Source organism: Lacrimispora xylanolytica (assembly GCF_026723765.1).
Lineage (GTDB): Bacteria > Bacillota > Clostridia > Lachnospirales > Lachnospiraceae > Lacrimispora > Lacrimispora xylanolytica.
The window spans coordinates 3,265,598-3,282,531 of record NZ_CP113524.1 but is presented as its reverse complement, the minus strand read 5'-3'; the positions used below and the strand labels follow the sequence as shown (position 1 = coordinate 3,282,531).

Sequence of the window (16,934 nt, the reverse complement as noted above, 5' to 3'; positions counted from 1 at the left end):
AATGGATTACGTGAACTGCATAATTACAATGAATGATAAGGAGAAACGATTATGAAATTTTATTTTAACGATCAGGCGTTTTCATTTGAATTATTAAGAGCAGCAACTTATGGAGGATATCAAGGTGCTGAAATAGGGGAATGCCTTGCTACAGTATCTAAAGTGGAGGAAGGAAACTTTGAAAGCTGGTTTTTGGAATGGAAAAAAACAGCGGACAGGACCTATCAGACCGCAATTGATTGCTTGAATAAGAGCCATAAGGTAAGTGCCAGAGAGGCCTTTTTACGAGCACATAATTATTATCGTACGGGAGAATTCTTTTTGGATGGAACCGATGAAAGAAGAATGGAAAATTTCGATAAGAGTGTCATGGCTTTTGAGAAAGGAATGGATTTATTAGACAGTCATTTCGAAATCGTAAAAATCCCTTATGAAGGAACTTATTTGAAAGGATATTTTTACGGAGCCTTAGAGGATAAGAAAAATGAGTTAACGAAACGTCCAGTTCTCATCTTTGTTGGAGGATATGACTCTACGTTACAGGAATTGTATTTTTGCGGTGCAGCTGCAGCAATTAAGAGAGGATATCACTGTCTGGTCTTTGAAATGCCAGGACAAGGAGAAGCCCTTCGTAAACAAAATCTTGTAATGCGCCATGATGCGGAGGTTCCGGTAAAAGCAGCGATTGATTATCTGGAAACAAGACAAGAAATTGACAAGGAAAAAATTGCACTGCTCGGTATGAGTCTGGGCGGGTACTTTGCACCGAGAGCAGCCGCATTTGAAGAACGAGTGAAGGCTTGTATTGCGTTTAATGTATTTTACGATACCTTCGATTCCACTTTAAATCAGAATCCCCAGCTGGCACAAGTATTAGAGCTGCCTGAAGAAAGACGAGAGCAGATGCTTGCGTTGGCCGAGGAACAAAATTCCAATCTAAGATGGATGCTGAATAACGGAAAATGGGTGTTTGGTCTGAAACACCGCTATGAAGTATTTGAAGAGATGAAAAAGGCTTCTTTAAAAGGAATTGCCAGTAAAATAAAATGCCCTGTATTACTGACCATGGGAGAGACGGATCATTTCGTGTCCAGAGATCAGTTAGATGCATTACTTGAGGAAATTAAGGCACCAAAGACGGTTCGGGTATTTACAATAGAAGAAGGGGCAGAAGAGCATTGTCAGGAGGGGAATCATGCACTTTTCCATCAGGTAATGTTTGACTGGTTGGATGAAGTATTTGACTGTAACATGATTGAAACTATGTAGTGGCAGGTACGGTCATGTATACAAATGAAGTCAATAAAGTGGCAGAATCTGCACAGAAGAAAAGTGAATTTTTAAACGAGAACTTATTCCAGTATGTTGTATTGGCTATGATGTCAGGATTTTTTATTATCATAGGAATTGCCCTTTCCTTTTCTGCGGCTGCAATCATACAGGTGGAAGGAAAAATGTATGGAAAAATAGCAATCGGGCTCACCTTCTGGGTGGCCCTGGGGCTACTGACGTTTGCAGGAGGGGAGCTTTTTACTGGAAATTGTTTTGTATTTACCATTGGGTATCTAAAGAGAACGGTGAGTTTGAAACAAACAGCAAAGCTTTTGCTGATTAATTATGCCGGAAACTTAATCGGATGCATGGTATTAGCTTTTATCTATGTACAAAGCAAAGCAATGATCGGGATATCAGATGCATACATTGAAAAAACGGCTCTTTCCAAACTTGATATACCCATGAGTCAGCTATTTTTCCGTGCAGTGTTATGCAACTTTGTAATATGCCTTGCAATCTGGCTCTGCTATAAGATGAAGGAAGAAACTGCTAAATTAATGATGATGGTGTTTTGTGTTTTAGCATTTGCTGTTTCCGGATTTGAACATTCGATAGCCAATATGGGGATTTTTTCAATAGCACTTTTACTGCCTCACGATGTTAATTTGACACTGTTTGAGGTGTGTAAGAATGTTCTGATTGTAACACTTGGGAATATGGCAGGAGCCTCTTTGTTTTTGGGAGTTCCTTACTGGTATGCCTCAAAGACAAAAGAAATTATTTAATAAACTAATTCTATTGGAATAGAAAAAATAGTGGTTTGTTTTACTCAGCCTTACTAACAATTCACAAATATCGGATACAATCCTATAATTAAGGACAAGCCAGCATTTAAAATACTGGCTTGTCCTTATTGTCTAAATTCTATGATTTCCTCATATCTCTAAAACAACATTGACATTATCACTAATTAGTGATATATTGAAACTATGAAAAAGAACAAAATATCTTATGGAAAAGAAAATGATATCAATTTAAAGGCATTTATTGGACTTAGCAGGACGACTCAGGCACTTCACAGGAGGGCTGGTGCTATCTTTAATCAGGGAGGTCTGACATCTGCCCAATTTGCTGCGCTGGAGGCATTGTACCATAAAGGCGATTTAACAATTAATGAGATCATTGACAGTATTCTTTCTACCTCCGGAAATATGACGGTGGTAATTAACAACTTAGAAAAAGATGCCATGATAGAGCGACACCCCAATCCAAAGGATAAAAGATCAAGTATTATTGCTATCACACAAAAAGGGAGAGATAAAATAGAAGAGATATTTCCCAGACATGTGGAAGACTTAGCAGAGAGTTTTACTGGACTTGAGGAAGAGGAAAAGGAAATGTTAGTGCATCTGTTGAAAAAAATAAACACAAGGAGTGAATCAAATGAGTAAAAAGATAAAGGCAATTGAAAAAATAGGTTTCCAATGGGGAATGGACAGTCCGTTCCTGGCATGTATGCATCATAAGGATCATTTCCCGGCAGGGAATGAGGCACAAGGACCTGCTGTTTCTTTAGAAGGAAGAAGAATGGGTAATGATTTTTCAGGAAAAGACGGCTTTAGCATGTACCATGGTGAATCAGTTCCCGGATTTCCGGTTCATCCTCACCGTGGGTTTGAGACGGTTACCGTTGTATTGGAAGGGATTGTTGACCATTTTGATTCCAAGGGAGCCCAAGGACGTTATGGGAATGGCGACGTCCAATGGCTGACCACCGGAGCAGGCTGCCAGCATGTAGAGATGTTCCCCCTGGTGCATCAGGATAAGGAAAATCCCCTTGAACTATTTCAGATCTGGCTGAATCTACCGGCAAGGAGTAAATTCGCAGACCCGGATTACAAGATGCTATGGGCAGAAGAAATTCCAGTGATAAAGCATACCAATGAAAAAGGAAAGACAGCAACCATCCGATTAATTGCCGGAAGATGTGAAGATAAAAAAAGCCTGGAGCCAACGAAAAATTCATGGGCAGCAAAGGAAGAAAATCATGTAGGAATCCAGCTTGTGGAGCTGGAGCCAGAGGCAGAGTTTCATATCATTGCTGGTTCTAAGACCTTAAACCGCAACCTGTATTTTTATGAGGGAACCGGTTCTATTACCATAGACGGTAAAAACATAGATCCCTCTTCCCGAATCAAGCTTTCAGGAGAAGATGACATTACAGTGGTAAATGGAGATAAAACCAGCTACGTTTTACTACTGGAAGGAGAGCCCATCAATGAACCGGTGGTGCAATATGGACCATTTGTTATGAATTCCGAACAGGAAATACGAAATGCATATGAAGATTATCAGAATACCCAGTTCGGAGGCTGGCCATGGCCAGATGATGAGCCGGTCCATGAAAGGGAGATGGGAAGATTCGCCCGCTATCCAGATGGAAGTGTGGTAAAAAGGTAATATATAAATCATGTATAAACGTATAGGATATACTTGGTAAATCATAAACTATGAATATTTGATAGTGAAATAGATAAAAGGAGCTCTCAGTATGATAATTATTCTACTGAAAGCTCCTTTGACTAATGAAACAATTAAAACTTAATTTTCTTCTCCAACAAAGAAATCCCCTGATACAAAATCGTATATACAATAAAGAGAATTATAATGCTCATAACAAACAAATTTATCTTGAAGTGCTGTAGTATAAAATGATTTATTATATATTAAATAAATAAAATTTACCATAAAAGTATAATATACGGATAATGGTTGATTTGAAATAAAAAAGTGTATATAATAAGCTTATAAAATTACATTATTTCTATCATTTGTAATTTTATATTGATAAACGGTTTATGATTAAAAGTGTATTATTTTAAACGTATTATAATCATTTAAACGTATAGTTTAAAAAGGGGGGGATGAGATATGAGTGATGAATTAGAAGTAAAGGAGCTGAAAAGCAGTCTAATAGGGAATTGCCCAACATTATTTTTAGGTGCAGGTTTTTCTAGAGATGCAATTTGTGATTCCGGTACAATGCCGACAGGAAAAGAGATCTGTCTTGAATTAATTCAGAATTTTGTAATAGGTAAAGTAAATCAAAAAGAAATTACAGAGATGGAATATAAAGAAATAGAGCAATATAAAATAAGAGAACTATGTAGTTGCATTGATGATATGTACGGGGGGAAAACAGCTAGAGAAAAATTTTTGACAGAACGATTAAAAAATGCGAGGGCTAAATCAGTATTTAATAATGAGGGGTTTCACGGATATTTAGTGGACTATCCGTGGAAACGGATATATACTGTAAATATTGATGATCTTGTAGAAAATATTTATGAGAATGTGAAAAAATCATATTTTTCCTATGGGTTAAAGGAATATATACCTAATAGTATTGGCGAAAATATGATGTTGATAAAACTCCATGGAGATGTTAAAAAACCAGATGCAGGATATATATTTAGTAAAGATGAGTATAATGAGCTAATTACAAAAAAAATTGACTTGGGTTTAATGGCTTTTACAGGTGAATTATACTCCACAAGTGACATCATTTTTATTGGTGCATCACTTGATGAACCAGACTTTGAATACTATCTTCAACTTTACGGAAGTTTACAATTACAGAGTAACAAAAACAAGTTGTTTTTTATAGAGCCATATCCATCATTAGCTCTTAAGCAAAAAGCCAAGAATTTAAATGCAAGCGTTATAGAATGGACTACAGAACAATTTTTGAGATTTCTTCATACTTTAAATTATGCTCCAGATGAAGTTAAAAAAGTTAGAATGGAACTGAATTATAGTAAAATTTTTAGACTCGATGATATAATGCATATTTTCAAAAAGCCATATGAGAGTAGTATCTATCAAGGTTTTAATTGCAGTTGGCAAGATGTTTTTGAAAGTTGGACATTTGAAAATGATACATTAATTTTAGCAAAAAATAGATTAGAAGAATTAATAGCCCGAAAATCAACTACAAAGTGCTTTTGCATATATGGAGGCTCTTTCTCTGGTAAAAGTACATTACTAAAGCAACTAGGGGTATACCTACATAATCAAGATTATGAAGTAATGGAATATAAAGGTGGGTATATAAATAGAAATGTAATCAAGAAATATATAAATAAGACTGATTTTTCACAGTACGCTATTATTATTGATAATGCAAGTTATTATTATAATGAAATTGAAAAAATGTTTCAAGATAACTATTTAGGAAAAACTGTAGTGTTCTTATGTGCTTCTCGTATATATTATCATAACAGAAAAAAATATTATTTAGAGGGTAATTGTTATACTGATTTTGAGTGTACAGATATAATAACTGATAGCGATGCTAAAATAATAGAAAAAAAATTATCTGATAAAAAGTATTTATCAAGTTTGATAGAATTACCTAGAACGAAGAGACAACAAGAAATTTTAAGGAAGCGTAGTATAGTTAGTTTAATTATAGATTTAACATATGGAAAAGGCATACTAAAAAAGCTAAAAAGAAAAATGTTAGATGTAAGCCATTTATCAAGAGACGAAATTAGATTATTGTTAGAAATCGCAATTTTTGATAAAGCTGATATAGAATACTATCCAATGGAATTATTCAATGAAAGATATGGGAAAGCAGTTGACTTGGCGGTAAATATAGATATTAAAAATTTGAAAATAGTAGACTATATAAGGTATGATGATCAAGGGCTTTCTTTAAGAAATTCTTTATTTCAGGATGAGATAATAAAGAAAAACAGACAACAGGTCTATGGCATTATAAAAGAATTACTTATATTCATTTCAAGATATGTACATGAAGGAAATAATGATATATGGATTATTGTTTTTCAAAGTTTACTCAAAGAAAAAAAACTAAGTGATCAATTTATATTTAGCATAAAAGAAATTGGAAATTTACTATATGAATTAAAAGATTATTTTGAAAATATTAGCTATTATTGGTTACAGTTAGGAATATATGAGCAACAAAATGGTGATTTTGCCAAAGCGTTAAGTCACTTGAAATTTGCTCAACATATACAGCCAAATTCTTTTAAAATTAAGCATGCGATAGCAAGAAATTATCTTAAATTTGCTAATAGTCAGTCTAATGTGTCGGAGGCCTTAGTTTTATTCGATACAGGAGAACGCCTTATAAAAGAACTTATTTATAGCAAAGATTTTTATATTAAGAAAGCAAAACCGTTTTCAATTAGTTGCTATGTTACTGAAAAAGTTAAATTAATACGAAAGTTTAAGGTTGATGTTGCAACTAAAGAGCTTTGTGAAATTCGTGATATACTAAATGAAGTTTACAAATCAGAGGATAAATATATTGCTAATGCAATGCAAGATTTTTATAAATTATTGTGTTATTTAGGTAAACAATCTATAATAAGAATAAGTATTAATAGCCCTTATTATAATTTAATGAGCCAAAGCATTCAGAGTAATGAAGATATAGATGTTTTAGTTGAGTCGATATAGCCTTATATTAGTTGGTTTGTTTAAATAAAAGTATATAAAGTGACTAATATATGTCTTAGTCTGACTAAGCTAAGTATCTTATAATTATTGCAATGTCCACCATTATTAATTAATATAATAAATCTATTAGAACACGTGTGATATTATTTAGCTAAGTGAAATTGTATAGAGCATTTATAGTTAAATATTTAATTATCAATATCGCATTTTCTTTTATATTACATGTAGTGTGGGTCTAAAAAATATAAAGAAATTAGAATGCTACTAAATAAGCTTGAATTTTAATATATTTCTTTATTAAGTCATTATAATATGGCTGTAGTGGTTAAATTGAGTGAATAATTAATGCGGATTCAGATTTATATTTATTGCAGTCAGCATATGAAGAAACAAAACATAAGAGAGAATATGCACTGTAGTCAAGTAAGTAGACACGATTATTAGAAAAACTTTCTGGAATCAGTTACTAAGGTTGATTCCAGAAGAGTTCTTCTTTTTCATTAGGGGTTAGCAGTCCAAGAGAAACATGTGGTCTCCTAGAGTTGTAGAAACCTTCAATGTACTCAAATACGGATAACTGCAGTTCCTGTAAAGAGTGATAGGTTTTTCGGTTGGTTTCTTCTTTTTTTAGATATTTAAAGAGACTTTCACAGCAGGCGTTGTCAAAGGGATAGCCTTTCTTAGAAAATGACTGCATTACATTAAGAGAATCTAATAACTGTCTAAAAGCAAATGCAGTATATTGAGATCCTCGATCAGAATGAAACATGAGCCCTGCAGGGCACCTCCTTCTATCATAAGCTTTTTTGAATGCAGTCAATACCAGATTGACATCAGGTAGTGCTGAAATGTTCCAAGAAATGACTTTGCGAGAAAATAGATCCATTACAATACAAAGGTAATACCATTTCCTGGAGACCTTATTATAAGTGAAATCACTAGCCCAGACAATATCAGGGGATTTCGGGTTGAACTCTTGATGAAGATAATTGTTGCAATTACCATTATCTTTATGCCGACAGTAACGATATGTCTTTTCCGTGGACATACGTGGTAATTGAAGTGTTTTCATCAGTCGGTACACTCGTCCAACACTGATGTGGATGCCATTATCACGCCGGAGGACATAGGTAATCTTATATGCACCAAGACGCTTGTTATAATCAGCATAGATTTGAAAAATTCGTTTGGCTATCTCCTGATTTTCTTTGGTGTGGTTAGCAGGTACGGAGTGGAAATGCTTATAATATGTACATGGCAAACAATTTTTGTGTCATGCTGAAAACAAAGCTTATAAACCGCATCTAATCGTTGCTGGAGTGTGGCGTGAAGATGGCAATCGCTTTTTTTAATATGAGGAGTTCCTCCTCAAGCTGAGCATTGCGTTTTTGAAGGTCTTTCACTTGTTTGGCAGTCAAGACTTCGCCATCATCCGTTTTAACGGTAGAGTATTGTTTGATCCAACGGGTAAGCGGGGGTAGGGATACCCCGTATTCTTTACAGAGAGCAGCCTGTGTTTTACCGCCGGATTGATAAAGGTTAACGAGAGTACGTTTGAAGTCCTCGTCATACCGTGTTCCAGTTTTGCTTGTGGACATGAGTAGATAACTCCTTTTTGTGTCTACTTAATTGTAATATATAGTTACTTATCGTGCCCACTTTTATAATATAGATCCAAAAATTATGCATATTAGATAGTGAAATAGATAAAAGGAGCTTTCAGTATGATGGGTATTCTACTGAAAGCTCCTTTTATAAATCAAACAGATAAACTTAATTTTATCCTCCAACAAAGATATTCCCTGATATAAAATCGCAGCTACAATACAGAATTACAATGCCCATAACTACAAAATTTATCTTAAAGAGCTGTGGGTACAAAATGATATGGTTGGATATGGTGAATTGGTAAGCATGCAACAGTATTAATTATAATTTTAAATATATATGATTTGAATTATAGCTGTGATTATATTTTTATAATGATTGGCTGGAGGTCTTGCACTATTGAACTTCATTTCGTGCAACTATTGGTTGCATAAAAGAACTTTATAGTTAATAGCTATTCTAAAATGTCTCTGCTAAAATAGAAATATCAAAATAATTATTTAGTGAAATAGGAGTCATTATGAAATTATCTGAGAAAATACAATATTTACGAAAAGAGAATGGTCTTACACAAGAACAATTAGCGGAGCTATGTAATGTGAGTAGACAGGCAATCACAAAGTGGGAATCAGATATTGCTATTCCGGAAATGGAAAAAATAATCTTTTTAAGCAGGTTATTTAAAGTTTCCATTGATGAATTATTAAAAGATGAATTTGATATTGATGGAGTAAAAGATGTTTCATGCTGTGGAAAGAGTCTGCCAATAAATGATAACAGTACATTATATGAAGGAGTATTAATAAAGGAAAGTATTACCGAAGAAAACGTTCTTGACTTATTGGAAATAAAAAAAATAGAGATATGGAAGACTGCAGGAAAACCAAAATATTGGACTGTGTTATTTTTTTCCTCAAAGTACAGTAATTTTCCAGAAGAAATTTCAAAAGTGATGAAATCAGGCGATACGCCTAATGAAAACTGGTTTGTGGATTTTAAGTCTGATAATATTAAGTATATCGTTTTTAAGAATTTGATCTTGAAATACAGCATTGGAAATCAGGAAGAAAAACAGTTAGTATGTGAACGTTGTAGGGAACTAGGAATTCCAGATAATCAAATGCAATGGTCTGAATAAAAATAAATAGCATAGCATTAGAGCTTTTTAAAATCACAGTTGCAGGATAGGAGAAAGTTTAAGGAGCTTTGCAGCATGATTAATGAATGCTTTAAAGCTCCTTAAACGAATGAAACAGTTAAAACTTAATCTTCTTCTCCAAAATAGAAATCCCCTGATACAAAATCGCAGACACAATACAGAGAATCACAATGCTCATAACAACCAAATCCATCTTAAACACCTGGCTGCCATAGATAATCAGATATCCCAGCCCCTTATTAGCTGCCAGGAATTCTCCAATAATAACACCAACCAGACAAAGTCCGATGTTGACCTTCATATTGCTGATAATCAAAGGGATCGAGCTTGGAAGCAATACCTTTAATAACACATCCTTCTTTGTCCCTCCAAGAGAATAAATCAACTTGATTTTATCCGGGTCTGTTTGGGAGAAACCCGTGTGGAGAGTCATGATACAACCAAAGACAGCAACTGAAATAGATGCAACAATGATGGTCTTAATGTTATTGCCTAACCATACAATTAAGATGGGGGCAAGGGCGGATTTAGGTAGGCTGTTAAGCATAACGAGATAAGGTTCCAGTACCTCAGATATGCTACGGCTGGACCAGAGAAGTATGGAAATAAGGAGTCCGAAGCCGACAACCAGAACAAAGCTTATGAGGGTTTCCATTACCGTCACTCCGGTATGAACAAAAATGGAATGATCCTTTACCATGTCAATAAAGGTCATGGTCACACGGGTAGGGGAGCTGAAGATAAAGTCATTAATAATTCCCAGTCTTGCGCTAAGCTCCCAGATCGATAAAAGGAGAACCAGAAGCATCAGACGTAAGATCCTTACATTACGCCGGTGCTGTTTTTCCTTTTCAATAAATTCCTGCTGGGCTAAGGATGGATGAGTCTCAATCATGGTTCTGCAGCTCCTTCCATACCTGATTAAAGAAGACAGAAAATTCCGGCATGTTTCGCCTCATGAGCGGCCGTATATAATCATCTCCAAAAGAAACCGGTACAATGGCTTTCATCCGTCCCGGTCTGCTTGTCAGTACGATGACCCTGTCCGCAACACTGATTGCTTCGGAAAGATCATGGGTGATTAATATTGCTGTTTTTTGGGTGCTTTTTATAATAGAACTGATGTCATCGCAGACAGAGAGTCTGGTCTGATAGTCGAGTGCGGAAAACGGTTCGTCTAACAAAAGAAGGTCAGGCTCCAGAGCCAGAGTGCGGACCAGTGCGGCACGCTGTCTCATGCCTCCGGATAATTCAGATGGTTTTGCCTGCTCAAAATTTCCAAGACCATAGGTTAAGAGCATTTGATGCAGCTTTTCTTTGGAACTGCTGTCAAGCTTTTTCTGTATTTCAAGGCCAAGCTCCGCATTTCCCATAATCGTCCGCCATTCAAAAAGGTGATCCCTTTGCAGCATATAGCCGATGTTTGAGAATGATTCAGACTGGGAAACACCGTCTATAAGAATTTCTCCCGTATCAGGAGTCAGCAATCCGCTGAGAAGAGATAAGAGGGTAGATTTCCCGCAGCCGGAGGGTCCGACGATTGCAAGGAATTCCCCGTTTTCTGCCGTAAAAGATATATCAGAAAGGGCCAGCGTCTCACCCTCAAGGGAATGATAGGAGTAACTGACCCCGCGAACTTCCAGTTTAGGCTTCATGGGTCCTCCTTTTCGATATATTAATCTGATATAGTGTTATAATATGTACAATAAAAAGGAGTGTGAAGATATGTCTACAATTTCCTTTCTATTTGTCGAAGTGGAATGAATCGTGGAGGATTACGGGAATAACGGGAAAAAAGAGAAAAAGCCCTTGCATTACCTGGGAATCGGTGCTATACTACTATGGATAACATGAATGTTTGACGGATAAAGAGTGGGCGCAAGTCCACTCTTTCCATTTGTTTGGAAAGGTGGGAGGAATATGGCAAAAAGGGAACAATATGAAGCAAAGACAGAAAGCTTTTTGATGCCCCTTATGACAGAAAACAATTTTGAACTGGTCGATGTGGAATATATAAAAGAAGCAGGAAACTGGTACTTACGTGCTTATATAGATAAAGAAGGCGGAATCACAGTAGATGACTGTGAGATCATCAGCCGGAGGCTGGGAGAATGGCTGGATGAAAAGGATTTCATTGAAGACAGTTATATTTTAGAGGTCAGCTCCCCGGGACTTGGAAGGCCTCTAAAGAAGGATAAAGACTTTGAACGAAGCATTGGAAAAGAAGTAGATATCCGTTTATATAAGGCATTGAACAAACAGAAAGATTTTAATGGAACATTACAGTCTTATAATAAGGAAACTGTGACCATAACCATAGAAGATGGAACCGAGCTTGTGATTAACCGTCCGGAAATCGCACTGATCCGGCTGGCATTTGATTTCTAAACAGTAAGAAATATTAGGAGGATAAAAAAATGAATAAGGAACTGTTAGAAGCACTGAATATTCTGGAAAAGGAGAATAACATAAGCAAGGAAACTCTTCTGGAAGCGATTGAAAATTCTCTCCTTACAGCGTGCAAAAACCATTTTGGCAAAGCAGATAATGTTAAAGTCAGCATCAACCGTGATACCTGCGATTTTAATGTATTTGCAGAAAAAGAAGTGGTTGAAACAGTTGAAGATCCTCTGCTTCAGATCAGTCTTGCAGATGCAAAGATGACAAATCCCAAGTACGAACTTGGAGATGTGATCCATTGTCAGATCGACTCAAAGAAGTTCGGAAGAATTGCCACACAGAATGCCAAGAACGTTATTTTGCAGAAGATCCGTGAGGAAGGAAGAAAGTCACTGTATAACGACTGGTTCTGCCAGGAAAGAGAAGTGGTTACAGGAATTGTACAGAGATATCTTGGAAGAAATGTGAGCATTAATCTTGGTAAAGTAGACGCCATTTTAAATGAAACCGAGATGGTAAAAAGCGAAGTATTTAAAGCGACCGAGCGTATCAAGGTTCTTGTGCTGGAAGTTAAGGATACTCCAAAAGGACCAAGAATTTCTGTTTCCAGAACTCATCCTGACCTTGTAAAGCGTCTCTTTGAATCTGAAGTTGCAGAAGTAAAAGACGGTACGGTAGAGATCAAAGCCATTGCAAGAGAAGCTGGCTCCAGAACCAAGATCGCAGTAAAATCCAACGAAGTAAACGTTGATCCGGTAGGTGCCTGCGTTGGTTTAAATGGTGCCAGAGTTAATTCCATCGTTAATGAATTAAGAGGCGAAAAGATCGATATCATCAATTGGGATGACAATCCTGCATATCTGATCGAGAATGCATTAAGTCCTGCAAAGGTCATCTGTGTCGTAGCAGATGAAGAATCAAAGGAAGCCCAGGTAATCGTTCCTGATTATCAGTTATCCCTTGCCATTGGTAAGGAAGGGCAGAATGCAAGACTTGCAGCCAGGCTGACTGGATACAAGATCGATATCAAGAGTGAGACACAGGCAAGAGAACTTGGGCTTTTTGAAGAACTTGGTCTTGAATACCAGGATGGAAATACATCCTTCGAAGAATTTGCAAGTGAATATAAGGAAGGCGGCGATATAGAAGCATCAGACTACCAGGAAGAGTATCAGGACGGCAATATTCAGGAATAAAGAAAACGGGAAGTGATGGAAACTTGAGTACAAAAAAAATACCCCTCAGACAGTGTATCGGCTGTGGTGAGATGAAAAGTAAAAAAGAGATGATTCGTGTGTTAAAGACCTCGGAGGACGAAATCGTTCTTGACGCGACTGGTCGTAAAAACGGCCGCGGCGCTTATCTGTGCCCTTCTATGGAATGTTTTCATAAGGCGGTAAAGAATAAGGGGCTGGAGCGTTCCTTTAAGATGGCAATACCAAAGGAAGTATACGAAACATTGGAAAAGGAGATGGAACAGATTGGATAACAGACAGAAGATCCTGAATCTAATTGGTCTGGCCACCAAAGCAGGTAAGATTGGCAGCGGGGAATTTATGACAGAAAAATCTGTAAAAGCAGGAAAGGCGTCATTAGTAATTGTTTCAGAAGAAGCCTCAGATAATACCAAAAAGATGTTTACCAACATGTGTACTTACTATAAAGTTCCAATCTACTTCTTTGCAAGTAAAGATGAACTGGGCCACGCTATGGGCAAAGAGATGCGGGCGTCTCTCGTCATTATGGATAGTGGATTTGCTAAGGCAGTCGTGAAACTAATGAATACAATGGTCGGTAGTGAGTGTGAGAATGAGCCTTCACATCTACCCGCATGTGCTGTAGAATGTGCACAGAATGGAGGAAAACATGAGAGTATATGATCTGGCAAAGGAACTCGGCAAAGACAGCAGTAAGGAGATACTGGATATCTTGGAAAAGCATAATATAAATTTAAAAAGTTCTTCAAATATTTCAGAAGAACAGGCAGCAATCGTAAAAAAGGAAGTGGGCGGTCACAGCAGAACAAACGCCCAGGGACATTCTGATGCCCATGAAGGTGATGATTCTGATGCACCGAAGAAGAAAATAGCAGCAGTATTTCGTCCCCAGAATGCTCAGAGCAGACCACAGGGCCAGGGCGGAAGAGATCAGAGACCGAATCAGTCAGGATCTCAGAGAGAATATCCTGCAAGAAACCAGCAGGTAAGTGAGCAGTCCGCGTCATCAGGATCTGACACGAGCAGAGAACATAGCACAGGTTACCAGGGAAACCGTGACGGAAGACCACAGGGTCAGGGCGGCTACCAGGGAAATAGACCACAGGGCCAGGGCGGTTATCAGGGAAATAGACCACAGGGCCAGGGAGGTTATCAGGGAAATCGTGACGGAAGACCACAGGGCCAGGGCGGCTATCAGGGAAATCGTGACGGAAGACCACAGGGCCAGGGTGGCTACCAGGGAAATCGTGACGGAAGACCGCAGGGTCAGGGCGGCTACCAGGGAAATAGACCACAGGGCCAGGGCGGCTATCAGGGAAATAGACCACAGGGCCAGGGCGGTTACCAGGGAAATCGTGACGGAAGACCACAGGGCCAGGGCGGCTATCAGGGAAATCGTGACGGAAGACCACAGGGCCAGGGCGGTTACCAGGGAAATCGTGATGGAAGACCACAGGGCCAGGGCGGCTACCAGGGAAATCGTGATGGAAGACCACAAGGCCAGGGCGGCTACCAGGGAAACAGACCACAGGGCCAGGGTGGCTACCAGGGAAATAGACCACAGGGCCAGGGCGGTTACCAAGGAAACAGACCACAGGGCCAAGGCGGCTATCAGGGAAATCGTGATGGAAGACCACAGGGCGGCGGCTATCAGGGAAACCGTGATGGAAGACCACAGGGCCAGGGCGGCTACCAGGGAAATCGTGATGGAAGACCACAAGGTCCAGGCGGAAGAAATGGAAGAGATGGCGGAGCTAAGACAGGATCCTTTGATACTCCAATCCAGGCAAAGCCTACCAGCAACCGCGCAACAAAGAATAACTATAAGAATGACAGATTTGATAAAAGAGACAAAGATGATGATAGCGTAAACAAAGGTGCAGTAAAAGGCGGTAAGGGCAAAGCTCCAATCCTGCCACCAGTACACAGAGAAGCGAAGGTCGAAGAAGTTAAGACCATCATAATCCCAGAGAGACTGACCATTAAAGAGCTGGCAGAAAGCATGAAGCTTACGCCATCAGCCATTGTAAAGAAGCTGTTTTTACAGGGTAAAATCGTCACTTTAAATACAGAAATCGACTTTGAACAGGCAGAAGAGATCGCGATGGAATACGATGTACTCTGCGAAAAAGAAGTGAAAGTAGATGTAATCGAGGAACTGTTAAAAGAGGAAGAAGAAGATGAGAAAGATATGGTTACCAGACCACCGGTTGTTTGTGTTATGGGCCATGTTGACCACGGTAAAACTTCCCTTCTTGATGCAATCCGTCAGACCAGCGTAACCACCAGAGAGGCAGGCGGTATCACACAGCATATCGGTGCTTATACGGTTGAGGTGAACGGACAGAACATCACATTTTTAGATACACCAGGACATGAGGCATTTACAGCCATGCGTATGAGAGGTGCTCAGTCCACAGATATTGCAATCCTTGTTGTTGCAGCAGATGACGGAGTTATGCCTCAGACCGTAGAGGCCATTAACCATGCAAAGGCTGCAGGCGTAGAGATTATTGTTGCCATCAACAAAATCGATAAGCCAAGTGCTAACATTGATCGTGCAAAGCAGGAATTATCTGAGCATGAGCTGATTTCAGAAGACTGGGGCGGAAGCACTGTATTTGTACCGGTTTCAGCTCATACAAAGGAAGGTATCAAAGAGCTTCTTGAGATGATTCTTCTTACTTCCGAAGTAAAAGAATTAAAGGCGAATCCAAACCGCCGTGCAAGAGGTCTTATTATTGAGGCAGAGCTTGATAAGGGCAAAGGCCCGGTAGCTACCGTACTGGTACAAAAAGGTACCTTACGTGTTGGTGATACCGTTGCAGCCGGATCCTGTTACGGAAAAGTTCGTGCCATGATGGATGACAAGGGACGCAGAGTAAAAGAAGCAGGCCCATCGACTCCAGTAGAGATTTTAGGTCTGAATGACGTTCCCAATGCTGGAGAAGTCCTGGTTGGAACTGAGACTGAAAAAGAAGCAAGAAGCTTCGCAGAAACATTTATTTCAGAAGGTAAGAATAAATTACTGGAAGATACAAAAGCTAAGTTATCATTGGATGATTTATTCAGCCAGATTAAAGCAGGTACTGTAAAAGAACTGCCAATCATCGTAAAGGCTGACGTACAGGGATCTGTAGAGGCGGTAAAGCAGAGTCTTGTGAAGCTGTCTAATGAAGAAGTTATGGTAAAAGTGATTCATGGCGGCGTTGGTGCCATCAATGAGTCCGACGTATCCCTGGCTTCCGCATCAAATGCTATCATCATTGGCTTTAACGTTAGACCTGATGTAACAGCTAAATCCATTGCGGACCGGGAAAAAGTAGATATGAGACTTTACAAAGTAATCTATCAGGCGATTGCAGATGTGGAATCAGCCATGAAGGGTATGCTTGATCCTATCTTTGAGGAACAGGTTACTGGTCACGCCATTGTCCGCCAGACCTTTAAGGCATCTGGTGTAGGTACGATCGCAGGTTCCTATGTAATGGATGGTAAATTCGTAAGAGGCTGCAGCGTTCGTATTACAAGAGCTGGAGAAAAGATTTACGAAGGACCGTTAGCATCCTTAAAGAGATTTAAAGATGATGTAAAAGAAGTAGCAACCGGTTACGAGTGTGGTCTTGTATTTGAGAAGTTTAACGATATCCAGGAAGACGATATGATCGAAGCATATACCATGGTGGAGGTTCCCCGCTAGGAACCACTCCACCTGGATTTTAGAAAGATGAGCCCGTTTTTGCGGGCTGGTCTTTTTGAAAATGTGGATGAAAAGCGAAAGG

12 protein-coding genes and 2 pseudogenes are annotated in these 16,934 nt (G+C 38.6%); 11 read left to right on the top strand and 3 right to left on the bottom strand.

The genetic code is table 11. The features are described from left to right. Positions 1-51 precede the first annotated feature (51 nt). The 5 genes from OW255_RS15335 (at position 52) to OW255_RS15315 (ending at position 6,768) form a co-directional block, all read left to right on the top strand. Entirely contained in the window at positions 52-1,269 is a 1,218-nt protein-coding gene (locus tag OW255_RS15335) for an alpha/beta hydrolase family protein (protein WP_268114561.1), read from the top strand. Positions 1,270-1,283: 14 nt separating this feature from the next. After that, entirely contained in the window at positions 1,284-2,060 is a 777-nt protein-coding gene (locus OW255_RS15330) for a formate/nitrite transporter family protein (protein ID WP_268114560.1), read from the top strand. A 204-nt stretch (positions 2,061-2,264) separates the two neighbouring features. Continuing rightward, on the top strand, positions 2,265-2,726 hold the full coding sequence (locus tag OW255_RS15325) for a MarR family winged helix-turn-helix transcriptional regulator (RefSeq protein WP_268114559.1): 462 nt from the start codon (positions 2,265-2,267) through the stop codon (positions 2,724-2,726). Beyond that, entirely contained in the window at positions 2,719-3,735 is a 1,017-nt protein-coding gene (locus OW255_RS15320) for a pirin family protein (RefSeq protein WP_268114558.1), read from the top strand. Before OW255_RS15325 ends, OW255_RS15320 begins: the two co-directional genes overlap by 8 nt. 471 nt (positions 3,736-4,206) lie before the next feature. Beyond that, a complete protein-coding gene (locus OW255_RS15315) occupies positions 4,207-6,768 on the top strand; it encodes an SIR2 family protein (RefSeq protein ID WP_268114557.1) in 2,562 nt (853 codons plus the stop codon). 466 nt (positions 6,769-7,234) lie between these two features. Here OW255_RS15315 and OW255_RS15310 read toward each other — a convergent pair. Continuing rightward, a pseudogene (locus tag OW255_RS15310) lies at positions 7,235-8,366 on the bottom strand (IS3 family transposase). A 530-nt stretch (positions 8,367-8,896) separates the two neighbouring features. On the opposite strand from OW255_RS15310, the gene OW255_RS15305 reads away from it, so the two are divergent. Further along, positions 8,897-9,514 (top strand): helix-turn-helix domain-containing protein, encoded by a 618-nt coding sequence (locus tag OW255_RS15305; protein ID WP_268114556.1) that lies wholly within the window; start codon positions 8,897-8,899, stop codon positions 9,512-9,514. Positions 9,515-9,632: 118 nt separating this feature from the next. Here the strand turns inward: OW255_RS15305 and OW255_RS15300 are convergent, their stop codons facing one another. Together OW255_RS15300 and OW255_RS15295 are read right to left on the bottom strand one after the other, a co-directional pair. Further along, positions 9,633-10,430 (bottom strand): ABC transporter permease, encoded by a 798-nt coding sequence (locus OW255_RS15300; RefSeq protein WP_268114555.1) that lies wholly within the window; start codon positions 10,428-10,430, stop codon positions 9,633-9,635. Continuing rightward, positions 10,423-11,190: an ABC transporter ATP-binding protein gene (locus tag OW255_RS15295; RefSeq protein WP_268114554.1), complete on the bottom strand. Its 768-nt coding sequence runs from the start codon at positions 11,188-11,190 to the stop codon at positions 10,423-10,425. Before OW255_RS15295 ends, OW255_RS15300 begins: the two co-directional genes overlap by 8 nt. A gap of 265 nt (positions 11,191-11,455) precedes the next feature. Between OW255_RS15295 and rimP the strand changes: the two genes are divergently transcribed. The 5 genes and pseudogenes from rimP to infB all read left to right on the top strand — a co-directional run bounded on the left by rimP (position 11,456) and on the right by infB (position 16,852). Next, positions 11,456-11,923, top strand: coding sequence for a ribosome maturation factor RimP (gene rimP / locus OW255_RS15290; protein ID WP_026893347.1), 468 nt, complete (start codon positions 11,456-11,458; stop codon positions 11,921-11,923). Positions 11,924-11,952: 29 nt separating this feature from the next. Next, positions 11,953-13,131, top strand: a complete 1,179-nt coding sequence (gene nusA / locus OW255_RS15285; protein ID WP_026893348.1) for a transcription termination factor NusA — start codon at positions 11,953-11,955, stop codon at positions 13,129-13,131. A gap of 23 nt (positions 13,132-13,154) precedes the next feature. After that, entirely contained in the window at positions 13,155-13,424 is a 270-nt protein-coding gene (gene rnpM / locus OW255_RS15280; protein WP_026893349.1) for an RNase P modulator RnpM, read from the top strand. Further along, positions 13,417-13,749 (top strand): annotated as a pseudogene (locus OW255_RS15275) (L7Ae/L30e/S12e/Gadd45 family ribosomal protein); the annotation flags it as partial. The gene rnpM and the pseudogene OW255_RS15275, both read left to right, overlap by 8 nt. A gap of 52 nt (positions 13,750-13,801) precedes the next feature. Beyond that, positions 13,802-16,852: a translation initiation factor IF-2 gene (infB, locus tag OW255_RS15270; protein WP_268114553.1), complete on the top strand. Its 3,051-nt coding sequence runs from the start codon at positions 13,802-13,804 to the stop codon at positions 16,850-16,852. Positions 16,853-16,934: the final 82 nt, after the last annotated feature.